18 protein-coding genes are annotated in these 24,763 nt (G+C 42.5%); 12 read left to right on the top strand and 6 right to left on the bottom strand.

The genetic code is table 11. The annotated features are described in order from the left end of the window. Nucleotides 1-72 precede the first annotated feature (72 nt). The 10 genes from BUE31_RS16575 (at nucleotide 73) to BUE31_RS16525 (ending at nucleotide 16,597) form a co-directional block, all read left to right on the top strand. Nucleotides 73-1,032: an oxygen-dependent tRNA uridine(34) hydroxylase TrhO gene (locus BUE31_RS16575; RefSeq protein ID WP_073404992.1), complete on the top strand. Its 960-nt coding sequence runs from the start codon at nucleotides 73-75 to the stop codon at nucleotides 1,030-1,032. A 209-nt stretch (nucleotides 1,033-1,241) separates the two neighbouring features. After that, a complete protein-coding gene (locus tag BUE31_RS16570) occupies nucleotides 1,242-4,130 on the top strand; it encodes a triple tyrosine motif-containing protein (RefSeq protein ID WP_073404901.1) in 2,889 nt (962 codons plus the stop codon). 25 nt (nucleotides 4,131-4,155) lie between these two features. Continuing rightward, nucleotides 4,156-4,335 (top strand): DUF2683 family protein, encoded by a 180-nt coding sequence (locus BUE31_RS16565; RefSeq protein ID WP_073404900.1) that lies wholly within the window; start codon nucleotides 4,156-4,158, stop codon nucleotides 4,333-4,335. Nucleotides 4,336-4,790: 455 nt separating this feature from the next. Beyond that, nucleotides 4,791-7,835 carry a SusC/RagA family TonB-linked outer membrane protein gene (locus BUE31_RS16555; RefSeq protein ID WP_073404898.1) on the top strand — a complete coding sequence of 1,015 codons (3,045 nt, stop codon included), beginning with the start codon at nucleotides 4,791-4,793 and terminating at the stop codon, nucleotides 7,833-7,835. An 11-nt stretch (nucleotides 7,836-7,846) separates the two neighbouring features. After that, the gene (locus tag BUE31_RS16550; RefSeq protein ID WP_073404897.1) at nucleotides 7,847-9,328 is read left to right on the top strand and encodes a RagB/SusD family nutrient uptake outer membrane protein; all 1,482 of its coding nucleotides are present in this window, start codon (nucleotides 7,847-7,849) and stop codon (nucleotides 9,326-9,328) included. Between the two features lie 23 nt (nucleotides 9,329-9,351). After that, on the top strand, nucleotides 9,352-10,206 hold the full coding sequence (locus tag BUE31_RS16545) for a LamG-like jellyroll fold domain-containing protein (RefSeq protein ID WP_073404896.1): 855 nt from the start codon (nucleotides 9,352-9,354) through the stop codon (nucleotides 10,204-10,206). A gap of 89 nt (nucleotides 10,207-10,295) precedes the next feature. Next, the gene (locus BUE31_RS16540) at nucleotides 10,296-11,969 is read left to right on the top strand and encodes a glucoamylase family protein (RefSeq protein WP_073404895.1); all 1,674 of its coding nucleotides are present in this window, start codon (nucleotides 10,296-10,298) and stop codon (nucleotides 11,967-11,969) included. A gap of 142 nt (nucleotides 11,970-12,111) precedes the next feature. Further along, complete coding sequence (locus BUE31_RS16535) at nucleotides 12,112-13,452, top strand: glucoamylase family protein (RefSeq protein ID WP_073404894.1); 1,341 nt, start codon at nucleotides 12,112-12,114, stop codon at nucleotides 13,450-13,452. Nucleotides 13,453-13,746: 294 nt separating this feature from the next. Further along, nucleotides 13,747-15,495: a family 43 glycosylhydrolase gene (locus tag BUE31_RS16530; protein ID WP_073404893.1), complete on the top strand. Its 1,749-nt coding sequence runs from the start codon at nucleotides 13,747-13,749 to the stop codon at nucleotides 15,493-15,495. Nucleotides 15,496-15,799: 304 nt separating this feature from the next. Then, on the top strand, nucleotides 15,800-16,597 hold the full coding sequence (locus BUE31_RS16525) for a carboxylesterase family protein (RefSeq protein WP_073404892.1): 798 nt from the start codon (nucleotides 15,800-15,802) through the stop codon (nucleotides 16,595-16,597). A 122-nt stretch (nucleotides 16,598-16,719) separates the two neighbouring features. On the opposite strand, the gene BUE31_RS16520 is transcribed toward BUE31_RS16525, so the two are convergent. From BUE31_RS16520 to BUE31_RS16505, 4 genes are all read right to left on the bottom strand, one after another. Beyond that, nucleotides 16,720-17,376, bottom strand: a complete 657-nt coding sequence (locus tag BUE31_RS16520) for a hypothetical protein (protein ID WP_073404891.1) — start codon at nucleotides 17,374-17,376, stop codon at nucleotides 16,720-16,722. Nucleotides 17,377-17,505: 129 nt separating this feature from the next. Continuing rightward, the gene (locus BUE31_RS16515) at nucleotides 17,506-17,721 is read right to left on the bottom strand and encodes a DUF2442 domain-containing protein (protein ID WP_073404890.1); all 216 of its coding nucleotides are present in this window, start codon (nucleotides 17,719-17,721) and stop codon (nucleotides 17,506-17,508) included. Between the two features lie 196 nt (nucleotides 17,722-17,917). Further along, on the bottom strand, nucleotides 17,918-18,643 hold the full coding sequence (locus BUE31_RS16510; protein WP_073404889.1) for a YebC/PmpR family DNA-binding transcriptional regulator: 726 nt from the start codon (nucleotides 18,641-18,643) through the stop codon (nucleotides 17,918-17,920). 146 nt (nucleotides 18,644-18,789) lie between these two features. Next, nucleotides 18,790-19,740, bottom strand: coding sequence for an NAD-dependent epimerase/dehydratase family protein (locus tag BUE31_RS16505; protein WP_073404888.1), 951 nt, complete (start codon nucleotides 19,738-19,740; stop codon nucleotides 18,790-18,792). Between the two features lie 249 nt (nucleotides 19,741-19,989). Here BUE31_RS16505 and BUE31_RS16500 point away from each other — a divergent pair, with 249 nt between their 5' ends. Both BUE31_RS16500 and BUE31_RS16495 read left to right on the top strand, forming a co-directional pair. Then, nucleotides 19,990-20,997 (top strand): aspartate-semialdehyde dehydrogenase, encoded by a 1,008-nt coding sequence (locus tag BUE31_RS16500; protein ID WP_073404887.1) that lies wholly within the window; start codon nucleotides 19,990-19,992, stop codon nucleotides 20,995-20,997. A 340-nt stretch (nucleotides 20,998-21,337) separates the two neighbouring features. Then, nucleotides 21,338-22,237 carry a LysR family transcriptional regulator gene (locus tag BUE31_RS16495; RefSeq protein ID WP_073404886.1) on the top strand — a complete coding sequence of 300 codons (900 nt, stop codon included), beginning with the start codon at nucleotides 21,338-21,340 and terminating at the stop codon, nucleotides 22,235-22,237. 100 nt (nucleotides 22,238-22,337) lie between these two features. On the opposite strand, the gene BUE31_RS16490 is transcribed toward BUE31_RS16495, so the two are convergent. Both BUE31_RS16490 and BUE31_RS16485 read right to left on the bottom strand, forming a co-directional pair. Further along, entirely contained in the window at nucleotides 22,338-23,756 is a 1,419-nt protein-coding gene (locus BUE31_RS16490; RefSeq protein WP_083620017.1) for a serine hydrolase domain-containing protein, read from the bottom strand. A gap of 46 nt (nucleotides 23,757-23,802) precedes the next feature. Next, on the bottom strand, nucleotides 23,803-24,729 hold the full coding sequence (locus BUE31_RS16485) for an aspartate carbamoyltransferase catalytic subunit (RefSeq protein WP_073404884.1): 927 nt from the start codon (nucleotides 24,727-24,729) through the stop codon (nucleotides 23,803-23,805). Nucleotides 24,730-24,763: the final 34 nt, after the last annotated feature.

Here is a 24,763-nt window from a genome sequence, read left to right as displayed (position 1 = left end):
TTTTACCTTTCACCTTCTTTTCGTACTTTTGCACCTCATTTAACACCGTTTGCAGCGGTATCAATGAATGTTATGGCAAAATACAACACACTACTATACTATTGTTATTCAACAATAGCCGATGCGGAGCAGTTTGCTGCCGATCATTTAAAATTCTGTAAAAGCCTGGATTTGGCCGGTCGCATAATTGTGGCGGAAGAGGGATTGAACGGCACCGTTTCCGGTTCGCCTGAATCCTGTAAGATTTATATGGATACTTTGCATGCAGAGCCGCGTTTTGTGGGGATCGATTTTAAAATTGATGAGGTTGATACGCCATCATTTGTGAAAATGCACGTGCGCTATAAATCCGAAATTGTGCATTCAGGTCTGCGCGACCCGAATATTATCAATCCACAACAAAAAACCGGGAAACATTTAGAGCCGAAGGAGTTTTTGGCGATGAAGGATGCCGAAGATGTGGTAATACTTGATGTGCGCTCAAACTATGAGCATAACCTGGGCAAGTTTAAAAACGCCCTCACGCTGGACATTGAGAATTTCAGGGATTTTCCGGAAATGATCAATCAGCTGGCTCAATACAAAGATAAAAAGGTGGTTACCTACTGCACCGGCGGTATCAAATGCGAAAAAGCATCAGCCTTGTTATTGCACGAAGGCTTTACCGATGTATACCAGCTGCATGGCGGCATTATAAAATATGGCAAGGAAGCAGGCGGCGAAGATTTTGAAGGTAAATGTTATGTGTTTGATAACCGCCTTTCTGTTGATGTAAACACCGTGAATCCGGTTGTGATCTCCACCTGCTTTAACTGTGGTAAAACAACGCCAAAAATGATCAATTGCGCCAATCCTGAGTGTAATGAGCATTTTACCCAATGTGATGAGTGCGGCACAGCTCTGGAAGGCTGTTGCAGCGTTGCCTGTAAAGAACATCCCCGCAAAAGGGTTTATGACGGTACAGGTTACTATGTAAAGATCCCGCAGCCGGTAAATACCAGTAAGAAAGCAAAGGTCCAGTTGGCTGAATAAATTGTGTTAATTTTCTATCTTCACATCGTCATTGCGAGGAACGAAGCAACCCCTGCTTAGGACAATCAGCTACCAATATATTTTGGTGACCATAAAACCGGTGGATTGGTAGCCACTTGGCTTATTACTCCCTGATTTGCATGTGCAGAGTTTGCTTCGTTCCTCGCAATGACGCCTTGCTAATTTACCGTGTTGTTTCATGTAACCCTATGCGTAAAGCCCTGCTAATATTTATTTCAATATTTATAAATGTCGTAAGCGCTAATGCTGCCGATATTAAAAGCATTGGCGTTCCTTACGTACAAAACTATACCAAGGCATTATACCAGTCGGGCAATCAAAACTGGTCAATAACCAGGGATGAGCATGGCATAATGTATTTTGGTAATTCTGAAGGTCTGCTCACTTTCGATGGCAAGTACTGGCAATCGTACCCCATGCCTAACGGACTTATTGTGCGTTCGGTAGCCGCAGATGGCAAAGGCAAAGTATACTCAGGCGGCTTTGGCGAATTTGGGTATTGGGAAACCAATAAAAACGGATCGCTTAAATATCATTCCCTTACACAGTTAGTTCCGAAAAAATATCAGCCTGTTAACGAGGAGATCTGGAAGATCTATATAGATAAGGGGCAAATTATCTTCCAGTCGTTCGGCTCTATTTATATTTATAGCAAGGGGAAGATCAATGTAATAAAGGGCGCAAATCCTTTTTTGTTTTTATATAAAACCGGGGGCAGGTGTTTTGTTGAAGAAGTAAATAAGGGGCTGTTTGAGCTAAAGAACAATCAACTTAGCTATATTGAAGGGAGCGATAAAATGGGTAACAGCGGGGTTTTATCCTTGCTATCCCTGCCCGGCAATAAGTTCCTTATCGGTACCGCGCGCAATGGTTTGTTTATTTATGATGGTAAGCAAATTACAGCGTGGCGCAACCAGGCTAATGATTTTTTAAAAACCTATCAGCTTAATAACGGTGTTTTATTTTCAGGTAAATACATCGCGTATGGTACTATATTAGATGGAGTTATTATAATTGATACCGCAGGCAATGTGGTGCAGCACATCAACAAATCAAGCGGATTACAAAACAATACGGTTTTAAGCTTATTTATTGATGGCGAACAAAACTTATGGACAGGGCTTGATAATGGTATCGACCGTATAGAGGTAAGTTCACCACTATACTTTTATTTCGATAAAAGCGGCCGTTTCGGCACAGTTTATTCCAGCATTATTTTTAATAACAAGATCTACCTGGGTACCAACCAGGGTTTGTTTTATAGCGATTGGGTTGAAAATGGCAATAAAAGGCTTTTTCAGTCATTTGATTTTCAGCTGATCCCGGGTTCGCAGGGACAGGTTTGGGAGTTATCATTGCAGGATGGCAAATTGCTTTGTGGTCATAACACAGGTACATTCCAGGTTAACGGCAACACCATATCAAAAATAACAGGCATTAGCGGCGGGTGGACAATAAAAAAACTAAATGAAAACCAACTGATACAAGGGACCTATACCGGCCTTGTATTCTATAAAAAAGATAATGCAGACAACTGGGCTTTTGATCATAAGCTGGAAGGTTTTGGCGAGCCCTCGCGTTATGTAGAGCAGGATAATAAAGGGCAAATCTGGGTAAGCCATGCCTATAAGGGGATTTACAAGGTAGCCTTAACCAATGATCTGAAAAAAGCAGCCTCCGTTAAATATTATGATAAGCGTTCAGGTTTGCCGGGGAGCTATAATATAAACGTGTTTAATCTTGATAACCGGATCGTATTCTCATCCGACTCGGGTTTTTATGTTTATGACGATATAAGCGACCACTTTTCAAAGTATCAGCAGCTAAATAAAATGTTGGGTTCTTTCTCGTCATCAAACAAAATAATACCTGCGCTTGGAAAAAAATATTGGTTTATAAACCATGGCAGAGTGGCATTGGCCGATCTTTCAAGCCCCGGCAAACTAAGCATAGACTCCAACCGGTTTAGTATCCTTGACGGGAGGATGGTTAAAGATTATGAGAATATCAGCCGTATAAACAGCTCCATTTATTTAATAAGCGTTGATGATGGCTTTGTAATATTGAATGACGAGGATGCGCTGCAGCAAACCAGGACAAAACTGCCAATGGTGCTGGTAAGGCGGATTGAAAATATAACCGATCGAATAACCCCGATAACGGACAACGGCGACCAGAACGATATTGAGATTCCTTATACACAAAACAATATCCGGATCTCCTACTCCCTGCCTTTTTACCGGCAGGAAAAGGTTAAATTTCAGTATTACCTGGAGGGTTATTCAAAACAATGGAGCGACTGGAGCACCCAAACCCAAAAGGAATTTACGAATCTAAACCAGGGTGCCTATAATTTTAAGATCAGAGCCAAAATAAATGAGGAGAATATTTCGCCGGTGACCACACTTTCATTTATAATCCTTTCGCCATGGTACGCAGGCAAAATAGCTGTATTTTGCTATGTGCTGCTTGTTGTTTTAGCCTATTTTGCTGCAACAAAGTATTACCGGCTAAAACTGAAAAGGCATCAGCATCGTATTCATGAAAAATTGCAAAAGGAAAAAGAAGAATTTTTAAAGCAGGAAGCAATAATAAACGAGCAGGAGATTGTAAAGATCAAGAACGAGCAATTACAGGCTGACCTTGCGAGTAAAAGCAGGGAGCTGGCCAACTCAGCCATGAACATTGTGTACAAGAACGAGTTGCTGCAGAAAATAAGCGAAGAAATGGGCCACCTTAAAGATAGCACAGGTAAACAGCTTGCTGATGAGCAGCTGCGCCGCATCCAGAAGGTTATTGACGAGGGGATGAATGATGAACGCGACTGGAACATATTTGAAAGCAGCTTTAATGAAGCCCACGAAAACTTCTTCAAAAAACTAAAATCAGACCACCCGGACCTGGTACCAAATGACCTTAAGCTTTGCGCTTACTTAAGGATGAATATGAGTAGTAAGGAAATGGCATCACTATTAAATATTTCTCTTCGCGGGGTCGAGATCCGCCGCTACAGGCTGCGCAAAAAGCTGAATCTGGAACATGATAAAAACCTTGTTGAGTTTTTGATAGAGCTATGATGGAATTTATTTAAGAACACCGATTATGCATTTTAAAAGTAAAACGAAATTAACTGCAGCAGTGAAAGTTAATTCAGAAAAAGAAGGAAGCCCTTACAACCCTGATTTTGTTGCTAAAATTATGGAAAGTAAAAAACAGGTTGGTGAGGGGAAATATATAACACTTGATCCCAATAAATCTATATGGGAAAATTTTAATAATTGATTTGAAAGGAAAAGCTATGCTCAAGTTTCAAAGCATAACGGGTAGGTTAAAACCACACTATAAAATATAGCTTTATAACTCTCTTGTAAAATTCCCTTCGCAGTGTCGGGTTCCGCCGCTACAGATTGAGCAAAAAGCTTAATCCGGAGCATGATAAAAACCTTGTTGAGTTTCTCATCGAGTTGTAACACTACATCATTACCTCTCATACCTTATTTTGAATGTAGTAGTAGTCAATGCCCGGGTGTAGTATGTAAATAATACACTACATTAGCATAAATTATTGATTATAAGTTATTTATAAAGAATTAATAATTTTAATGAGCAGGTATTTTTTAGTGTGATGTAATAATGTAGAGTTATATTTTTTGTTAAAACTGTATTATCTCACCAACTTCGACCTACAAAAAAACCAATTTTTTTAATCCTACTTTCTTAAAATTTAATTAACCACTATGAAGAGAATTTTTACAATCTCAGGGTTAGTACTGTTATTTTTCTTTTTTATTAATACAGCGTTTGCACAAAACTCTACTATAAAAGGTAAAGTTACCGATGCAACCACAGGCGAAACACTTATAGGTGTTAGCGTATCAGTTAAAGGAACATCAACAGGTACTCAAACCGACGTAAACGGAGCCTACACCCTGGCAGCGCCTTCCGGATCAACATTAACATTTACATACATTGGGTATGCAACCCAACAAATTGCGGTAAATGGACAAACCGAATTAAACGTTAAATTACTGGCTCAAGCCAGCGAACTGCAGCAGGTTGTAGTAATTGGCTATGGTACCCAGCGTAAGCTTGATAATACCGGTTCAGTATCTTCAGTAAAAGGTGTCGAAGTTTCGAAACAGGCATCAACCAATGCATTAAGCGCATTGCAGGGTAAGGTTTCTGGAGTAAATATTACCAATAACGGTACACCGGGTTCATCACCACTGATCAGTATCCGCGGTTTGGGTACAATATATGGTAATGTAAGCCCTCTGTTTGTTGTTGACGGAACCTGGTACAGCGATATCAGCTTTTTAAATAATAATGATATTGAAAACGTTACTATATTAAAAGATGCATCAAGTACTGCTATTTATGGCGTACGTGCTGCAAATGGCGTGGTGCTTATTACCACAAAACATGGCGTAAAAGGAAGACCCGTTGTAAACTATAACGGTTACGCCGGTTGGCAGGCAGCTACCAACGGGGTGAAAATGGCCGATGCTACTGAATATGCAACTGCTGTTAATGAACTGGTTGGCTACAGTAACCATGGTGTTGCGCCAGGCGATGTTAAGCCGCCTTTATTTGATAACCCTGCCAGCTTTGGAAAAGGAACCGACTGGTATGGCCAGATCTTAAGAAATGCATTTGTTACTAACCACCAGGTTTCATTAAGTGGTGGCACTGATAAAGTAACTTATGATTACTCGTTTGGTTACTTAGACCAGGACGGACTTGTTCGCAATAATAATTATAAGCGTTATACACTTCACTTTGCCAATGACTTTACACCGGTAAAGGCGCTTAAAATTGGCTATAGCGCAAACGGGTTGTTCAGCAAATCGAATGACATCCCGGGCGGTATTTTTCACCAGTTGTATGCAGCAGCCCCAACATTGCCTGTATTTTATAAGGACGGCACTTATGGCGATCCTGCTGATTATGGCACAGGTAATGGAAATAACTTTAATCCCGAAGCCACTTTAGATTTCACCAACTCAAAAACAACAAACCATCGTTTAACAGGCGATGTACATGCTGAGCTGGCCATCTTGAAAAACTTAAAATTCAGAACAAGTTTTGGCGGTGATATTGGCCAGACGGAAGCAAGGGTTTACCTACCGGTCTATAAAGCAACTATTGCCCAAAACAGAACCGTCTCAAATTTAGGCATTACTCATAACGATACCCGTAACTGGATCTGGGAAAATACACTTACTTACGATTATAAGATTAAAGATCATAAGTTAACTGCATTGGTTGGCTACAGCGCTCAAAATACGCGCAATTTCCAGAATAAAGCAGCAGCTGATAACGTGCCTTACACTTCAAGCGGTAATTTGCATACGGCATTTCCTGATGGAGCAGCAGTAGCTTTTATACCTACACCTGGTGATCAGATCCATACACGTACATTATCGCAATTCGGACGAATAAATTATTCTTTCCAGGATAAGTATTTATTGAATGCTTCCATCCGCCGTGACGGAGCTTCGCAGTTTTTCCCTAATCCTTATGGTTGGTTCCCTTCAATAGGCGGCGGCTGGGTAATAACCAACGAGCAGTTTATGAAAGATCAGCATATTTTTGATAACTTAAAGCTGCGCGGAAGCTGGGGTAAAGTTGGTAACTCAGTAGTGCCGATAAATCCATCAATTCAAACCGTATCTGCCGATCCATACCTTACAGCAATTTTTGGTAATCCGCAGGTACCTACCCAGGGCGCAAGTATAAATACTGTTGTACCACCCTTTATTGTTTGGGAAAAAGGAGTATCAAGCGATTTTGGTATCGAGGGCGCATTTTTACACAACAGGTTATCATTTGAAGCCGATTACTACAACAGGAAAACAGAGGATGCTATATTTGCAATTCCCATCCTGGCATCAGTAGGTACAAACAGCGGTTCAATTATCGGTAACCAGGCCACCATCCAAAATAAAGGCTTTGAGTTTGTATTGAGCTGGAAAGATCAGCCGACTAGAGATTTTTCATACTCATTTAGTGGTAATTTAGGTGTAAACACTAATAAAGTACTTAGCGTGCTAAGTGGTAAAAACCCAATATACAGTGGCGGTACCGGCATTGTTAACGGTAATTTAGCTACCCGGACTGTTGTTGGTGAGCCAATAGGTGAGTTTTATGGCTATAAGGTTACCGGAGTTTTTCAAACAGCAGCTGAAGTTGCCGCTTCAAACCAAAAAAATGCGCAACCGGGAGATTTTATTTACCAGGATCTGAATGGAGATCATTCAATTGATACCCGCGACAGAACTGTAATAGGTAACCCTAACCCAAAGATCAGTTACGGATTTAATACCGCGTTTACCTACAAGCAGTTTGATTTGGCAATAGATCTGCAGGGTGTTGCCGATGTTGATGTATATAATGCCAATATTGGTTACCGCTTTGCAAATGAAAACTTCACACAAGATTTTTACGATCATCGCTGGCATGGTGCCGGTACCTCCAATACTTATCCTTCAACAAACATTGGTTCAAACGATAATTCAAAACCAAATACATTTTTTGTTGAAAGCGGAGCTTATTTCCGGGTGAGAAATGCCCAGTTAGGCTATACTTTACCGGGCAATTCGTTAAAAAAATATGGAGTGCAAAAAATAAGGTTTTACGCAAATGCCCAAAACGCAATAAACATATTTGGGTATAAAGGTTTTACGCCTGAAATTGGCGGCGCGGTAGGTAATAAGGGTATAGATGCAGATGTATATCCATTGTTTGCTACTTATAATTTTGGTGTTAACGTTACTTTTTAATTTGAATAACGATGAAGAATAGTAAGAAAATATTGCAGAAAGCACTTGGGATAAGCTTTCTTGTATCGATAATAATATTCCAGGGCTGTAAAAAGAGCTTTTTGGACGTAAACCCCGCAGGTAATACGGCAGCTTCACAATTTTGGAAAACCCAGGATGACGCTACCAAAGCAGTTAGTGCTATGTATGCCAACCTGCATGAATGGACCAATATTGCTTTTGCGCCCATAGCAGTTGAAAGCATGGGATCAGACGATGTGTTAAAAGGCAGTACCGCTGTTGATGCGTCATTTATGAACGATTTTCACAATTTTACAGCAAATTCAGGCGAGGGCCAGATCTCTGATTTTTGGGGTGGCGAGTATAAAACTATCAATTTTGCCAACCAGGTTTTAGACAATGTACCAGGCATCAGCATGGACGCTACGTTAAAAGCAAGATACCTTGCAGAGGCAAAATTTGTGAGAGCATGGGCCTATTTCAGGTTAGTAAGGGCTTTTGGGGATGTACCATTGCGTTTACATGTTCCAAAAGGCGCATCCGAATATAATATTCCGCGTACACCTAAAGCACAGGTATGGGCTGCAATTGAAACGGATCTGACTGATGCTGCCGCAGTATTGCCACAATCGTACGCTGCTGCCGATATCGGTAGAGTTACCAAAGGAGCTGCATTAGCGCTGCATGCCAAAGCGGCTATGTACCAGAAAAAATGGAGCGATGTACTAAACTACACCAACTTGGTAATGGGTTTAGGTTATTCATTGTTTCCAAACTATGAACAGCTGTTCAGAACCAACAACAAAAATAATTCGGAGTCGGTATTTGAAATTCAGTGTGCGCTGGTTCCAAACAACCCCAACGCATCAAACTCGCAATACTCACAGGTACAGGGTGTTGATGGGTCAACCGGGGGCGGCTGGGGCTTTAACGTTCCCAGTGCAAGCCTTGTTGCTGCTTATGAAACGGGCGACCCACGAAAAGACGCAACTATAATTTTCAGGGGCGAAACCACTCCTGAAGGTGATGTTATACCATCAAACGGGAATAGTAGTATGTACAATCAAAAATCATATGTGCCTTTTAGCTTATATGTTTCTGGTTATAACGAAGGTTGTCAGCAAAACAAAATTGCCCTGCGTTATGCCGATGTATTATTAATGAATGCAGAAGCTAATAATGAGCTGGGTAATGCGGCCGCTGCACTTATACCCTTAGAGCAGGTTAGGGCGCGTGCAAGGGCTGGTAACAATGCAATATTGCCAAAGGTAACTACTACTGATCCGGCAGCATTGCGTACTGCAATTTATAACGAAAGAAGAGTGGAGCTGGCTTTAGAGTTTGATCGTTACTTTGATGTGATCCGCCAGGGAAGAGGCGTAGAAGTTTTTGGCCCAAGAGGATTTACGGCAGGCAAGAACGAGGTTTGGCCTTTGCCGCAAAATGAAATTGATTTAAGCGCAGGTACCTTAGTTCAAAATCCTAACTATTAATTATTATTAAAAAATATAAAGAGATGAGAACAATAAAAAATATATTTATAGCAGGTGCTACGGCAGCTGCTGTAGTTTTCACCATATCCTCATGCCAAAAAGGTTTTGATGCAAAATCATACGCGCCGGTAAAACCTCTGCCAAGCTATAATGGGTACAGTAAATCAAAGGATATTAACCCTACAAACCTGGTAGCTTACTGGGCTTTCAATAATTCGCTTATTGACAGCGTTTCAGGTACGGTAGGCGTTGCAACCAGTACGTCATTTGGCGATGGTATTGCAAAAGGAAAAGGTTTAAAAGGCGCACTGAACGGTTATGTATTAAGTGATGCATCGCCTGCTTTGGCAAACCTGCATAGCTTTACCATTAGCACATGGGTTAATACACCTCCGCCATCGGTTGGAATTATTGGTTTTTTTAGCCTTGCTAATACAATGAATTTCTGGGGAAATATCGATATGTTTTTTGAAAACGGAAGCGATAACACCAATGGTAAAGTGCGGGTTCACATGTCTCAAAATGGTGGTGACTTTACTTTCGCTGTTGATAATGTACCCAATTTATTTAACAAATGGGTTAATATAGCTGTTTCATATAACGAAACTGATGGAAAGTGTTCATTGTATGTGAATGGAAATTTAAATACGGCGGCTACTGTAAATAAATTGACCGGACCGCTGACATTTCAAAATGTAGGTAAAGTGGTATTTGGTTGTGTACAGTTTATGACAACTCCGAGCCAGACAAAAGGCAGCGATGCACAGGGTTGGGCAAGTTTCAATACAGGAGGGACAGACCAGGTTAGGGTTTATAACAGTGCGTTGTCGGCTGGCAACGTCTCTGCGCTGTACAGCCTTGAAAATGCCGGAAGATAAACAGTTGATTGATTGTGAGGTTGTCCGGGTAATCCGGGCAGCCTCTATTTTAAACTTTAACAAAAAGCCATCAGGTATTTGATCCAGGCATGCGGTATATTAAAATTTATTGGGGAATTGTGATGTTGATGATATTTATATCGTGTGGTAAACAAAATCAGCCTGCACCATCGCTGTCAAGTACAAATCCTCCGGCATCATTTAGCTATAACTCACTAAAAGTTAACGGCCTTTATAATGGGTTTAATTACACCAATGTAAATATCAAGCCGGTTATAAAAATTTCATTCACTGCACCTGTAAACCACACTTCAGTAGCAAATGGTGTTAGCTTAAAAACTAAAACAGGTGTGATAACTACCTATAGCGCTACCTATGAGAATAACGACAGTACAATTGTTATCAGCCCGATTTCATTGCAGCCGATAACACAATATGCACTGGCGATTTCAACAGATCTGCAATCATCAAAAAACGGATCATTGCAATCGGCAATAACTGTGCAGCTAACCACCGCTATTGATTCAACCAATAAATTTCCGGTAGTTTCTGACGATCAGTTACTCGATCTTGTAGAGAAACAAACGCTAAAATATTTCTGGGATTTTGGACATCCCACAAGCGGCCTGGCGCGCGAGCGCAATACCTCCGGTGATGTAGTAACCACTGGGGGCACAGGCTTTGGCGTTATGGCTATTGTTGCCGGAATCAATCGTAATTTTATAACCAGGGCCGATGGTTTGGCGCGGATGCAAAAGATGGTATCCTTCCTGAAAAATACGGCACAAAGCTTTCATGGGGCGTTCCCCCATTGGATGAACGGTGCTACCGGGGCAGTTGTTCCCTTTAGCGCACAGGACGATGGCGCCGATTTGGTTGAAACAGCTTACCTGACGCAGGGGCTTTTAACCGCACGCCAATATTTTAATGGAGCAAGCGCTGCCGAGACTGGTTTAAGAACTGATATTAATACCCTTTGGAGCAATGTAGAGTGGGATTGGTTCAGGCAAAATAACCAGAATACGCTGTTCTGGCATTGGAGCCCTAATTACGCATGGTCAACCAATATGCAGGTTAACGGATGGGACGAAGCGTTGATAACGTATGTTTTGGCTGCATCATCAACCACGCATGCTATCCCAAAAAATGTTTACGATAATGGCTGGGCGCTTAACGGCGGCATAAAAAACGGAAATACGTACTATGGCGTTAAACTGCCGCTAGGCCCGGCACTGGGTGGTCCGCTGTTTTTTGCGCAGTATTCATTTTTGGGGATAGATCCTAACAGTTTGGCAGATGCCTACGCAAGCTATGATGTGCAGAACAAGGCGCACACCATGATAAACTATAACTATTGCGTAGCCAATCCTAAAACCTATAATGGTTACAGCGCTGATTGCTGGGGACTTACTGCCAGCGATATCCAGGACGGCTATACTGCAAGCTCGCCAACTAATGATGTGGGCGTAATTGCACCAACCGCCGCAATTGCATCGTTGCCGTATACTCCCGTACAATCAATGCAGGCTTTAAAATTCTTTTATTACAAGCTGGGCGATAAAACCTGGGGACAATATGGATTTTATGACGCCTTTAATTTAACCAATGTTTGGTTTGCCGATTCATACCTTGCTATTGATGAAGGGCCAATTATTGTAATGACAGAGAACTACAGGAGCGGCTTATTATGGAACTTATTTATGAGCTGCCCCGAAATAAAAACAGGAATGAAGGGTTTGGGATTTACCAGCCCGAAATTATAACAATGTGCGGATGTGCGAATATGCTGATGTGCGGATGAGAAGATGAAGTCAAAACGGGCGAAGTTAAAGCCCCCTCCCTTGGAGAGGATTTAGGTGAGGCGAATAAATGCCCATGGTTAACACAAACTGAACAATTAAACTAATGAAGAAACTACTATTTCCCTTTTTAATATTATTGTCCGCTTATGCTGCGGCGCAACCTGTTGCCACAAAAGAAGATAGCATTAAACCTGTAGGAATAATTAAAAACCTTACGGATAGTGCTTTGCTTGATGTGGTACAGCGGCAAACTTTTCGTTATTTCTGGGATTTTGGCCATCCGATCAGCGGCCTTGCCCGCGAACGAAGTAATATAGCATTTGATTACGGACCCGAGGTAGTTACCACAGGTGGCTCGGGCTTTGGCATTATGGCCATGATAGTTGCCGATCACCGCAAGTGGATCAGCCATGAGCAGGCGGTTAACCGGATGCTGAAGATGTTGCTATTTTTAAACAAGGCCGATTCTTTTCATGGTGCGTTTCCACATTGGCTTAATGGCGCAACCGGCAAGGTGATCCCTTTTGGCCGTAAGGATGATGGAGCCGATATTGTAGAAACATCCTACCTGTTTGAAGGGCTGTTATGCGCCCGGCAATATTTTAATGCTGATAACCAAAAGGAGAAGCACATCCGCGATATAATAAACGGTTTATGGAGTGAGATGGAATGGAACTGGTTTACCCATGAAGGTAGGCCAAACTTGTACTGGCATTGGTCGCCAAATAATGGCTGGGCTATGAATTTTGCTATTCGTGGTTTTAACGAATGTCTGATCACTTACGTTTTGGCGGCATCTGCAGACAGGTACCCCGTTAGCGCGAGTGTTTATCACGACGGATGGGCGCAAGGCGATTTTTTTAAGAATGGTAAAACTTATTACGGTCATAAATTGCCATTAGGATTCCCTTATGGCGGCCCGCTTTTCTTTTCGCAATATACTTTCCAGGCGCTTAATCCTAAAGGTTTGAAGGATCAATATGCCGATTACTGGGAGCAGAATTTAAACCATACCCTCATTAATCATGATTATTGCGTTGATAACCCTAAAAAGTTTAAAGGCTATGGTGAAAACTGCTGGGGACTTACCGCAAGCGATAACTTTGAAGGCTATAATGCCCATGCACCAAATAACGACCTGGGCGTAATAACACCAACTGCTGCATTATCGGCATTCCCTTATACACCTGAATATTCTATGAAGGCGCTTCGTCATTTTTATTATGACATGGGCGATAAGATCTGGGGCGATTATGGCTTTACAGATGCTTTCAGCGAATCGCATAATTGGTATGCAAAGTCGTATCTTGCGATAGATGAGGGACCCATTGTGGTAATGATTGAAAATTACCGCAGCGGCCTGATCTGGAACCTGTTTATGAGCTGCCCCGAAGTGAAGAACGGTTTGAAGAAACTGAACTTCCAGAGCCCGGCGCTGAATTAAAAAATCATGTCATTGCGATCCGCTGGATAGCGGAGGGCAACCGCGAACTATGCAGGGCGAAATGATAAGGTTTATACCTGCAAAGCGCGAATGCATGGCGGCGTGCTGTGAGGACACAGCCCGCGGGGGATAGTTAATTATGAATAAATTTGGCATGACGGAAATGGGATGAGCCTGTGTTAGCGATAGCAGTGGATACCGGCCCGTGGCTAAGGCCTGTGCAGTATGAACGGATAGCGCGCCCGCTTCTATCAGCGGGAACACCCAAAAGAATACAACAATCTATATAAAACAATGAAAAGGTGTATCATTATTTGCTTGTTTGTAAGCTTATTTTTATCTGAAGCTTCCATCGCCCAGCAAAAACAAAAAACTTATTGCAACCCCATAAATATTGATTACGGTTACACGCCTATCCCCAATTTTGCAACCGAAGGCAGGCACCGCGCTACAGCCGACCCGGTAATAACCATGTACAAGGGTGATTATTACCTGTTTTCAACCAATCAATGGGGTTATTGGTGGAGCCATGACATGTACCACTGGAATTTTATCCCGCGTCATTTTTTAAGGCCGGAGCATAAAGTTTATGACGATTTGTGCGCTCCGGCCGCGTGGGTACGGGGTGATACGCTGATGGTGTTTGGCTCAACCTATTCGGCAAATTTCCCGATCTGGATGAGCACCAATCCAAAGGCAAATGAATGGAAAGAAGCCATCCATGAATTTGAACCCGGCGGCTGGGACCCCGATTTTTTTAGTGATGATGATGGTAAGCTGTACATGTATAATGGCAGCAGCAATACCTACCCGTTGTATGGCGCCGAGATAGACCCTAAAACGTTTCATTTAAAAGCCTATCGTAAAGAAATGTATTTCCTGCAGCCGTTCCGCTACGGCTGGCAGCGTTTTGGTGAATATTTGGATGATACTTCCCTTGATCCGTTTATTGAAGGTGCCTGGATGACAAAAAACAATGGTAAATACTACCTGCAATATGGCGCACCCGGTACTGAATTTAGCGGATATGCAGATGGGGTAGTGGTTGGCGATAGTCCGCTGGGGCCGTTTACGCCGCAGAGCATGCCGTTTAGCTATAAACCCGGCGGTTTTGCCCGCGGTGCCGGCCATGGCAGCACTTATACCGACACCTGGGGTAATTACTGGCACATAGCAACTATAGTCATCGGGGTTAAAAATAGCTTTGAACGCAGGTTGGGAATTTGGCCTACCGGTTTTGATAAAGATGGTGTGATGTACAGTAATACAGCTTTTGGCGATTATCCAACTTATTTGCCTGATGGAAAAGAAGATCACCTGAAAAGCCGCTTTACCGGCTGGATGTTGCTAAACTATAATAAACCGGTTTGGGTATCGTCAACCCTGGGTGGCTACCTGCCCAACAATGCGGTTGACGAAAGTATAAAAACCTACTGGAGCGCCAAAACCGGTGATGCCGGTGAATGGATAGCAACCGACCTGGGTAATGAAAGTACTGTAAACGCTATCCAAATAAACTATGCCGACCAGGATGCAACCATATTAGGCAAAGCAACAGATACCTATACTCAATACAAGCTGTATTACTCGTCCGACAATAAGAAATGGAAAGTACTGACCGACAAAAGCAAAAATAAAACCGATGTGCCGCATGATTATATCGAGCTGCCATTTCCCGTAAAAGCGCGTTATATTAAACTGGAAAATGTACACATGCCAACCGGGAAATTTGCTATCAGCGGTCTGCGTGTTTTTGGCAACGGCGGCGGGAGCAAGCCTGATACAGTTAAAAGCTTTATTGTATTACGTACCGAAAAAGATAAACGCAGCGCCTGGATAAAATGGCAGACAGTTGATAATGCTTTCGCCTATAACATTTACACCGGCACAGCACCCGATAAGCTTTACAACTGCATAATGGTACATACCGCCAATGAATATTATTTTAAGGCGATGGATAAAGAGAAACCTTATTACTTCCAGATAGTAGCCATTAATGAGAATGGTGTATCTGAGCGGACAAAGGTTGTGAAGGTGGAATGAATATTAGAGATTAGAGATCTGTGATTAGAGATTAGGAATAAATTTCGCTTCGTATAATGCTCTTGTTGATGCCCTTGTTGGAGTTGTCTCCAACAAGCAGGATGATGCCAAATGCATACAAAAAGCAGCAGGACATAATACGTAAAATGGCACAGACCATGGGCATTGCGTTTTGTTGGAGACAACTCTAACAAAGGCCTAATTATCGGACATCATTAGACTTAAAAAACAAGTTTTATCAAACCTATTATTAAATTTGGCATATTGACCTGCAATTAATTAATGGTTTTAAAGTTTGATACCTATGAAAAAAGCAATATTTCTACCTGTACTGCTGTTTATCTGCCTGTTATCCCCGGTTTTCTTAAAAGCGCAGAATAGCTCATCTTTTGATCGTGGCTCATATATTGCGAAAGGAGATACCCTACCTTACCGTATCCTGTTTCCTCAGGATTTTGACCCTGTAAAAAAATATCCTTTAATCGTAGTGCTGCACGGCGCCGGTGAAAGGGGTAACAACAACGAATCACAGTTGTTATATGGCACCAAGCTATTTTTAAAGGACACCATTCGCCAAAAATATGCTGCTATTGTTATTTACCCGCAATGCCCTGCAAACGGGTGGTGGGCCAATAATAAATTTGAGGAGGATTCAGTGACCCATAAAACGAAATTTGTTTTCCTGGTTGGCGCACCGCCTACCAAAGCCATGAAAAGCTTATTGGGTTTGATAGATCAATTTTTAGATAAGCCGTACGTAAGTAAACACCAGGTATACATTGGCGGACTTTCAATGGGCGGAATGGGCACATATGAAATAATTGGCCGGCGACCCAAAGTTTTTGCCGCAGCATTTGCCATTTGCGGTGGCGATAATACCAATAACGTAAAAAAATATGCCAAAAAAGTTCCGCTATGGATCTTTCATGGTCAAAAGGACAGTGTTGTTCCCTATGAACATTCCGAGGCTATTGTAGCGGCTATAAAAGATGCGGGAGGCGAGCCTTTATATACCCTTTATCCCAACGATGACCATAACAGCTGGGACGATGCTTTCAGGGAGCCATTACTGATCCCATGGTTGTTTTCGCATAAGAAGTAAGCCACTTTGTCATTGCGAGGAAAAAAGCAATCGTGAACTGTACAGAGCGGGCATTAGCGGTTATGTACGGCGTGCGGTTGCCACGCTGCGCTAGCAATGACAATTTTTAGAAAAGATAGTAACTATTCCTTAGGTTTGGGCGGAACAAACCGTGGTTTGTAAGCCGGTTTTGCTTCTGTGTTTTCAGGAGCTTGCGGCGGTGTATCATTTGCCGGAGGTATACTTTCTTCTGCCTCAGCCTTTGGCTTCATTTTAAATCTCGGCACAAAACCGGCAGGTTTAGCTGCAATATTTTCGGTAGGTGGGGTAACAGGTTCACTTGCTGCAGGTAATTCGTCCTTTTTATCTTCCGTAACGGGTTTTGGAGGAGCAGATGCCCTGAATTTGGGCGTAAAGCCAATTTTTGGCGGTGGTGAAGTTGGTTCAGCTGTTGGCAATTCTTCCTTTTTATCCTCGGGAGGAGGGGGGGTAGACGCAGCTCTGAACCTTGGCACAAATCCCGTTTTAGGAGCAGAAGAAACAGGAGAGGCTTCGCTTAAGCTTTCAGTTATCGTTTGCTCGGCTAACGGATTTGCTATATGCGGTTTTTCGGTTTTAACTTCAACAGCCAGCGGGAATTGCCGCCTTGTTTTATTGAACCAGTATTTTTTTGTGTGATCAAAGCTTTTCTCACCCATTTGTTCATAATGGGTCTTAAATTCAGAAAATAGCGCCGGCTCTGCCTTTTCTAAGGCAACCAGGTCAACTCTTTTCTTTTTGAAAAACTCATCGAATGTCATGTTGTTGATTTGAGAGTTAAAAAATATGTCATTGCGAGGTACGAAGCAATCGCTAACTATGCAAGTTCTGCACCTTTACAGCCGCTCTGTATAGCATGCGATTGCTTCGTACCTCGCAATGACAATTGGCTAAAATGATACATCTGTATCCAACTTATTAAAATGGATGCCCTTATTAGTTTGCGTCCAGTCTTCACGCTCTTCATCGGTAGCATTCAGCAGCTTTGGGAAAAAATCCAGCGGAAAAACCTGCTGTTTGCCATTGTCCTTTTCAACTAAAAGCAAACCATTGCTAAAGGTTACTTTAACTTTTTTTTCTTGCTTACGTGAGGTGAATAGTGGCATGTTTTTTTATTTTATTTCAACCGTCATTGCGAGGAACGAAGCAACCTCCGCGAAGGACAATCAACGGACCGTAATGTTGGATGAACCTTAAGGTCGCTTTTTGGTCGCTACAGTATAATTACTTCATGATTTGCAAATTCAGAGTTTGCTTCGTTCCTCGCAATGACGCACGGACACGCAACTTCCGAAATCAACCCTACTCCGCCATATTATGATACACTGCCTGCACGTCATCATCCTCTTCCAAGCGGTCAATCAGTTTCATAATATCAACAACCTGTTCTTCAGTAACTTCGTGGAATGATTGCGGCACACGCTCCAGCTTGGCCGATTTTACTTCGATGCCAATTTCTTCCAGCATTTTCTGCATCTTGCCAAAATCTTCAAAAGCAGTATGGATCACGGCAATATCACTGCCATTTTCGTCTGCTTCAACAAACAGGTCTTCCAGGCCGGCATCAATCAGTTCAAACTCAAGTTCTTCCAAATCGCGATCGCCTGGCTCAAAGGTAAAAACAGATTTACGGCTGAAAATAAAATCAAGCGAGCCGGTTTTACCTAAAGCTCCGCCGTACTTTGTGAAATAGCTGCGCACGTTGGCAACTGTACGATTGGTGTTATCTGTAGCAGTTTCAACTAAAACGGCGACACCGTAAGGTGCATAGCCTTCATATACTAACTCTTCATAATCCTTTTCATCTCGGCTGATAGCACGTTTTATAGCGGCCTCAACACGATCTTTAGGCATGTTTACTGCCTTCGAGTTTTGTACCGCAGTACGTAAACGCGAGTTGGTATTGATATCGCCACCACCGGCTTTTACAGCCATTACAATTTCTTTCCCCAAACGGGTAAACTGCACCGCCATTTTGGCCCAGCGCTTAAATTTTCTCTCTTTACGGAATTCGAATGCTCTTCCCATTTTTTTAGTTCATAGTTGATGGTTCATAGTTCATGGCCATCTGCCTATATTGGTTATCGTTAGCGAATATAATATTTGTTTTTTAAACCTTTAGCCTCGTTCGGTTTTTTGCTTTCTGCTTTAACCTTTCAGCTTTTAGCTTCATCTCAAATAATTGTCTTCAAATTCACCAGCATATCCTCCGTCATCTTAGCCAAATCATATTCCAGTTGCCAGCTCCAGTCTTTTTGCGCATAGCTGTCGTCTATAGATTTTGGCCAGCTATTGGCAATTGCTTGTCGCGGGTCGCTGTCAACATAGCTTATTTCAAAATCAGGAATATGTTTTTTAATTTCTTCTGCCAGCTGAACAGGGGTGAAGCTGATCCCTGCCAGGTTGTATGATGAGCGGATGCTTAGTGTATCAGCAGGCGCATCCATCAGGTTAATGGTCGCCCTTATGGCATCATCCATATACATCATAGGCAATGCTGTGCCTGCTGATAGAAAGCTTTGGTATTTGCCAGTTTTTAAGGCTTCGTGAAATATATGTACGGCATAATCCGTAGTGCCGCCGCCTGGGTTAGCACGCCAGCCGATCAGTCCCGGATAACGGATGCTCCGCACATCCAGCCCGTATTTTTCAAAATAATATTCGCACCAGCGTTCGCCTGCCAGTTTGCTGAAACCATAAACGGTGTTAGGGTCCATTACGCAATACTGTGGTGTATCATGCTGTGGAGAATGCGGTCCGAAAACCGCTATAGAGCTTGGCCAGAAAACTTTGGCTACTTTAAACTCAACTGCAAAATCAAGCACAGATAGCAGGCCAGTCATGTTAAGATCCCAGGCTATTTTGGGTTTTTGTTCGCCTACGGCAGATAGTATGGCTGCCAGCAGATAAACCTGGGTAGGGCGGTGCTTATCGAAGATATGATGAAGGTTGTCCCTGTCGAGTACATTGGCAATTTCATGCGGACCGCTGTTGCGGATGGCATAAGCCGGACTTTTAATGTCCGAAGCTATTACGGCTTCGGCCCCGTGGATATTTCTTAACGCCTTTACCAACTCGGTGCCAATTTGCCCGTTTGCCCCAATGATCAGGATCTTTTCACTCATACATTTGTCAGTTAGACGGCAAAGGTAAAAATTTGTGTGAATTTAGAAGTTGATTAGGTTGGATTAAGTTGATTAAGTGAGTAGTTGAACGTGTAAAATGATTATTGCAAAAAACTTAATCCAACTTAGTCAACTTAATCTAACTCAATCAACCATCCCCACTAAAAAGGTAGACCAACAGGATTATCAAGTCAAAAAAAAATCGCATCTTTGGCTAATTTTTTAATTAATAACAATTTAAACAAACAAATGAAAGTCGCAGTAGTAGGTGCCACCGGGCTGGTAGGCACTAAAATGTTGCAGGTTCTTGAAGAACGCAACTTCCCCGTTTCAGAATTAATTCCGGTAGCTTCCGAGAAAAGTGTTGGTAAAGAAATCACTTTTAAGGGTAAGCAGTATAAGGTGGTTTCTGTTGAGGATGCGATAAAACAGAAGCCCGATGTTGCTATATTTTCAGCAGGGGGCAGCACATCATTAAGCCAGGCGCCGCTTTTTGCAGCAGCCGGAACAACCGTTATTGATAATTCATCAGCATGGCGCATGGACCCTACCAAAAAACTGGTAGTGCCCGAAGTTAATGCCGATGTTTTAACTGCCGAAGACAAGATCATAGCAAACCCGAATTGTTCAACCATACAAATGGTAGTGGCCTTAAAACCGCTACACGATAAATATAAAATTAAAAGGGTAGTGGTATCAACCTACCAATCTGTAACAGGTACCGGTGTAAAGGCCGTAGAGCAATTATTTAACGAGCGCAAGGGAATAGATGGCCCTAAGGTTTATCCTTACCCTATCGACCTTAACGTGATCCCCCAAATTGATGTGTTTACCGAAAATGGTTACACTAAAGAGGAGATGAAAATGATCCTGGAGACCAAAAAGATCATGGGCGATGACAGCATCCAGGTAACTGCTACTACGGTACGCATCCCGGTTATGGGTGGTCACTCAGAATCAGTAAACATTGAGTTTTTGCATGATTTTGATCTGGGCGAGGTACGTGAGCTATTGGCAAAATCACCAGGCATTGTTGTGGTTGATGATATTGCAAATTTGAAATACCCGATGCCGCTTGATGCGCACGACAAAGACGAAGTTTTTGTAGGCCGCATCCGCCGCGACGAAAGCCAGGAAAAAACGCTGAACTGCTGGATAGTTTCAGACAACCTGCGCAAAGGCGCTGCTACCAATGCCGTGCAGATAGCGGAGTATTTGGCTGCCAAGCATTTGATTGGGGCTGCTGTAGAAGCTTAGTTGATTAGGTTGATTGAGTTGGATTAAGTTTTGACTCAGTTTATTGAAATATAAATTATAGGGATGATCGGGAGATTATCCCTATTTTTATTTATGGATATTTTAAATGAAACCATTTGAATCTGTTCAGATAAACAAGCCTGGAGTATTTTTAAAAATTAAAATCGCAACTACCGTAGAGACGCAATACTTTGCGTCTAACTGTGCTAACACGACAACGGTCCAGTCAACGTGATTTGCATGCGAGAGACACAAAGTATTGTGTCTCTACAACGATCAATACATATAATCAAATCATCATTATAACTTTCTTTTATACTGTTTCACTATCTTTGAAACCATGATCTCCTTTGCTCACCGTGTTTTTATGGAAGTTGCTGCCAATTTGAGTTTTTCGAAGGCGGCTCAGGTATTGTTTGTAACACAGCCTGCCATCAGCAAGCATATTAAGGCGCTGGAAGATCAGTATAAAGTACCTTTGTTTGAGCGGAAGGGAAATAGTATTTCGCTCACCGAGGCCGGCCAAAAACTCAATGAATACCTGCAGCAAGCCACCGAGATTGAACGGAAAGTGGAATATGACCTGTCAGTATTGAGCAGCTTATCACAGGCTGCCGGGCATTTGCGACTGGGCGCCAGTACTACCATTGCATTGTATATTTTGCCGTCCATATTATCCGGTTTTCAGCGGGAGTATGCCAATGTTGATGTGCAGCTGGTTAACCGGAATTCGGAGTATATTTTAAATGCGCTGCTAAACCACGAGGTGGACATTGGCATTATTGAGGTTGATAACAAGCTGACCACGGTATCATACAAACCATTTATGAGTGATGAGGTGATCCCGGTTTGCTCGGCTAAGAGTCCGCTGGCGGGGAAGTCATTAACATTAAAGCAGTTTGTAAAAACGCCGCTTGCCCTGCGCGAGCGTGGTTCGGGAACGTTAAATGCTTTACTAAAATCATTATCCGGCCTGCATATAAAACCGGCAGACCTGTCCGTAAAGATTCGTTTGGGTGGAACAGAAGCATTGAAAAACTTCCTGCTGGCTGATCAATGCCTCGGCTTTATGCCCCGCCCATCCATCATCCGCGAGCTAAGGGAAGGCGACCTGGTTGAAGTACCTATTGAAGGTTTGAAGATAACCCGCGATTTCTTTTTCATTCGCCGCAAAGGGACGGAGGATTACGGGCTGACTGGTAATTTTATTAATTATGCGTTGCGGCATATTGGTTTTTGAACCATGATTCGCCTGATTTGAGGATTACCATGATGCCTGCATGCTGATAAGAAATCAGGAAAATCCTTAAATCCTATAAATCCCGGTTCAGACAACTACGCTATTGCAATTTTCGCAAGATTCCTGCTGCAACTGCGTCAGTAGGTTCATAAGCATTTGAAAGCACAACAATAGCAATATTCTTTTCAGCATTAAAAGCTAAAAAACTGTTGCTGCCATAGGTGCCGCCGTTGTGGAAGTAATAGCTTATCCCGTTAACCGGGATCACGTGCCAGCCCAGGCCAATTTTTACATCTTTAGTAAAGGTAATATGATGAGTTAACTCAATGGCCTTTGAAAGCGAATCAGCGCCGGGGTGCATGTTGGCTTTGGCATAACGCAGTAAGTCGTTTACAGTTGATCTTAAGGCGCCGCAGGGAGCCAGAACGTCAAAATCCCAGGCAATGGTTGGGTTTCCGTCGGAATTGTAAACGGATACAAAACGCGGCGAGATCAGCGGATTTAAATACTGTGCCGTGCTGAGCATGCCAAGGGGCCTGGTTATTATTTCGGAAACCATTTGTTCGAATGGTTTCCCGCTTACATATTGCAGAATTACGCCCAGCAAACCCACCCCCAAATTTGAGTAAGCATATTTTTCGCCAGGCTTGCTGTTAAGTCTGCAGGTTCTTAAATAGCTGTACATTAACTGCTTTGTATAATCCTTGTAAGGATTAAACGGATCTGTCATACTATCATTCAAATTATCCGGAACACTTACCAGTCCTGAGGTATGATTAATCAAATTCTGTAATGTAATATCTTTAAGCGACTGGTTAACAGCAACAGAATCCGGGAGGTACATGGTTATCGGATCGGTTAATTTAACCTTTCCTTCGTTTACATACCAGGCCAGCAGGGTTGCTGTAAAGGTTTTGGTGATAGAGCCGATCTCGAAAAAGCTATCCGCATTGGGCAGTTTACCGTTGCCTCTTTTTGTTTCGCCATATTGGTAGATATGGGTTTTACCATCTTTAATTATACCTATGCATAAGCCAACGGTATTTGCTTTTTGAATATAGGTGCGCGCAACCGTATCCACCTGCTTATCCATATCGGATAGCATTGGGTTAGATGTGGGTACCAGCGCAGTTTTATTATTAGCGGGCTCGGTATATGGCTTAAAAATAAAGGTCTCTAACTTGTTTTTTTGATCGAGGCTGATAAATATCTGCAGTGTTACGCTATTGAATGCAGTTTTATAGGTAGCCATGCTGTTATTTACAAAGCTGATCAGCGCCGTTTCTTTCATTTCGCCCAGCGGGAAAAGCTGTTTAGCTGCTACATCGGCCCATCCAATGATGCTGATCTCTTTTTGAAACGCATCGCCTGTAAGGTTATAAACAGCGTCTGCATTCTTTTCATTAAAGTATTTTTTAACCAGCGCAAAGACAGAATCCACTCTTCGCTGTTGCAGGGTTTGGGCTGATGCGGTAATTGACATAGCAAAAAATAAAAGAATGATGATTGCTGATCTCATATTTAGAATTCCGCACTATAACGTAAGAAGTAACCGATAATGTATTTTACGGTGTTTGTCCGGCCAATAAAAACAGTACAGCCATCCGGATAGCCACGCCATTTTCTACCTGGTCAAGTATAATAGACTGTTTGCTGTCGGCTACATCGCTGGTGATTTCCACGCCGCGGTTAATAGGACCTGGGTGCATCACGATAATCTCTTTATCCAGTGAGTCAAGAATCTGTTTATTTAAGCCGTAAAGCATGGTGTATTCCCTTAGGGATGGGAAGTATTTAATATCCTGGCGTTCCAGCTGGATGCGCAGCATGTTGGCGACATCGCACCAGTTAAGAGCCTTTAGTAAATTGTGTTCAACCTTTACACCTAACGAACCAATGTATTTGGGAATCAGCGTTGTTGGACCGCAAACCATAACCTCGGCGCCAAGGTGTTTAAGGCATAATATGTTTGACAAAGCCACGCGCGAGTGCAGGATATCACCCACAATAACTACTTTTTTACCGGCTACATCGCCCAGTTTTTCACGGATAGAGAAGGCATCAAGCAAGGCTTGGGTAGGGTGCTCATGTGCGCCATCACCAGCGTTTACTATCTGGGCCTTTACGTGTTTTGAAAGGAAGATACCCGCTCCGGCATAAGGGTGGCGCATTACCACCATATCAACCTTCATAGCCAGGATGTTGTTTACTGTGTCTATAAGCGTTTCGCCTTTGCTTACTGATGATGAAGATGCCGCAAAGTTTACCACATCCGCAGAAAGTCGTTTTTCAGCCAGCTCGAACGACAGGCGTGTACGGGTTGAGTTCTCAAAAAATATATTAGCAATAGTTACATCGCGCAGGGAAGGAACCTTTTTTATCGGCCTGTTTAAAACAGTCTTAAAATTATCCGCAGTTTCAAAAATTAATTGAATGTCTGCCGGGTTTAAGTCCTTAATTCCTAAAAGATGTCGTGTGCTGAGTCCTGCCATTTTTTGTATTTCGGATATTCCGTTCTTATTTATG

The organism is Mucilaginibacter sp. OK098 (assembly GCF_900142915.1).
GTDB lineage: Bacteria > Bacteroidota > Bacteroidia > Sphingobacteriales > Sphingobacteriaceae > Mucilaginibacter.
The sequence above is the reverse complement of the archived record's forward strand: the minus strand, read 5'-3'. Positions and strand labels throughout refer to the sequence as shown.

Bases quoted from the DNA above. Each gene is read 5' to 3' on its own strand.
- BUE31_RS16575 (WP_073404992.1), top strand. From the start codon at position 73: ATGGCAAAATACAACACACTACTATACTATTGTTATTCAACAATAGCC.
- BUE31_RS16570 (WP_073404901.1), top strand. From the start codon at position 1,242: ATGCGTAAAGCCCTGCTAATATTTATTTCAATATTTATAAATGTCGTA.
- BUE31_RS16565 (WP_073404900.1), top strand. From the start codon at position 4,156: ATGCATTTTAAAAGTAAAACGAAATTAACTGCAGCAGTGAAAGTTAAT.
- BUE31_RS16555 (WP_073404898.1), top strand. From the start codon at position 4,791: ATGAAGAGAATTTTTACAATCTCAGGGTTAGTACTGTTATTTTTCTTT.
- BUE31_RS16550 (WP_073404897.1), top strand. From the start codon at position 7,847: ATGAAGAATAGTAAGAAAATATTGCAGAAAGCACTTGGGATAAGCTTT.
- BUE31_RS16545 (WP_073404896.1), top strand. From the start codon at position 9,352: ATGAGAACAATAAAAAATATATTTATAGCAGGTGCTACGGCAGCTGCT.
- BUE31_RS16540 (WP_073404895.1), top strand. From the start codon at position 10,296: ATGCGGTATATTAAAATTTATTGGGGAATTGTGATGTTGATGATATTT.
- BUE31_RS16535 (WP_073404894.1), top strand. From the start codon at position 12,112: ATGAAGAAACTACTATTTCCCTTTTTAATATTATTGTCCGCTTATGCT.
- BUE31_RS16530 (WP_073404893.1), top strand. From the start codon at position 13,747: ATGAAAAGGTGTATCATTATTTGCTTGTTTGTAAGCTTATTTTTATCT.
- BUE31_RS16525 (WP_073404892.1), top strand. From the start codon at position 15,800: ATGAAAAAAGCAATATTTCTACCTGTACTGCTGTTTATCTGCCTGTTA.
- BUE31_RS16520 (WP_073404891.1), bottom strand. From the start codon at position 17,376: ATGACATTCGATGAGTTTTTCAAAAAGAAAAGAGTTGACCTGGTTGCC.
- BUE31_RS16515 (WP_073404890.1), bottom strand. From the start codon at position 17,721: ATGCCACTATTCACCTCACGTAAGCAAGAAAAAAAAGTTAAAGTAACC.
- BUE31_RS16510 (WP_073404889.1), bottom strand. From the start codon at position 18,643: ATGGGAAGAGCATTCGAATTCCGTAAAGAGAGAAAATTTAAGCGCTGG.
- BUE31_RS16505 (WP_073404888.1), bottom strand. From the start codon at position 19,740: ATGAGTGAAAAGATCCTGATCATTGGGGCAAACGGGCAAATTGGCACC.
- BUE31_RS16500 (WP_073404887.1), top strand. From the start codon at position 19,990: ATGAAAGTCGCAGTAGTAGGTGCCACCGGGCTGGTAGGCACTAAAATG.
- BUE31_RS16495 (WP_073404886.1), top strand. From the start codon at position 21,338: ATGATCTCCTTTGCTCACCGTGTTTTTATGGAAGTTGCTGCCAATTTG.
- BUE31_RS16490 (WP_083620017.1), bottom strand. From the start codon at position 23,756: ATGAGATCAGCAATCATCATTCTTTTATTTTTTGCTATGTCAATTACC.
- BUE31_RS16485 (WP_073404884.1), bottom strand. From the start codon at position 24,729: ATGGCAGGACTCAGCACACGACATCTTTTAGGAATTAAGGACTTAAAC.